Source organism: Variovorax sp. 20P10.2.4 (assembly GCF_058244205.1).
Window position 1 is genome coordinate 1 of record NZ_JBZAYE010001205.1, and the last position, 1,002, is coordinate 1,002.

2 protein-coding genes are annotated in these 1,002 nt (G+C 72.4%); both read left to right on the forward strand.

Translation table 11 applies throughout. The features are described from left to right. Positions 1–538: penicillin acylase family protein (locus tag AC27VN_RS42310; protein WP_490880644.1), on the forward strand; the 538-nt coding region annotated here is incomplete at its 5' end. 56 nt (positions 539–594) lie between these two features. Next, a partial coding sequence (locus AC27VN_RS42315) for a histidine phosphatase family protein (RefSeq protein WP_490880645.1) occupies positions 595–1,002 on the forward strand: 408 nt, incomplete at its 3' end.

Consider the following 1,002-nt stretch of genomic DNA (forward strand, 5'->3'; position numbering starts at 1 on the left):
GTTCCGCGAGTTCTGGCGCAAGGCCAAGGACATCCCGAAGGTCTGGCGCCTGCCCTTCGATCCGGCTCAGCCCGTGACCACGCCGGCCGGCCTCGACATGGCCGCGCCCGCCACCCGCGCCGCGGTCTTCAAGGCGCTGGGCGACGCGGTCGGCATCCTGCGCACCGCGGGCTTCGCGGCCGACGTGCCACTGGGCGTGCCGCAGTCGCGCGAGGTGCGCGGCCAGCGCATCGCGCTGCATGGCGGCGACGAGTTCGAGGGCGTGCTCAACAAGCTCGAGTCGCAGGGCCAGTCGCTGATCGACCCGAAGGGCTACCAGGTCAACTACGGCAGCAGCTACATCCAGGTGGTGGGCTTCGACGAGCGCGGGCCGGTGGCGCAGGGCCTGCTGACCTACGGCCAGAGCAGCGACCTCGCTTCGCCGCGCGCCTACGACCAGCTGCCGCTGTTCGCGGCCAAGCAGTGGCACGCGCTGCCCTTCCACCGCGCCGACGTCGAGGCGCAGCGCGAGGGACGGCCGCTGCAGTTCGCCTACTGAGATCGAGCAAACCCGAGCCCGCCGCTGCGACACATGGATTGCGCAGAATCGACGCCATGTCCCAAACCACTGCCGCCACTCCTTCCGCCTCCGGCCACCGACCCTCGGGCCTCGACCAGCTGATCGCCCTCGCCGCCGCGCAGCCGCTGGCGCCGGCCTGCGACCACTTCTACTTCCTGCGCCACGGCCAGACCGGCCGCAACGCGCAGCGCATCTTCCAGGCCACCGACGAGCCGCTGAGCGAGCTCGGCCTGCAGCAGGCCGCGCGCGCGGCCGAACTGCTGGCGGGCGAGCCGATCCGCACCATCGTCTGCTCCGATGCGCGGCGCGCCTTCGACACCGCGCACGCCGTGGGCAGCGCGCTCAAGCTGGTGCCCACGGCGCAGGCCGTGCTGCGCGAGCGCAACTTCGGCGCGCTGATCGGCACCTCCTCGGCCAACATCGACTGGGCCTGCGAGCCCGAG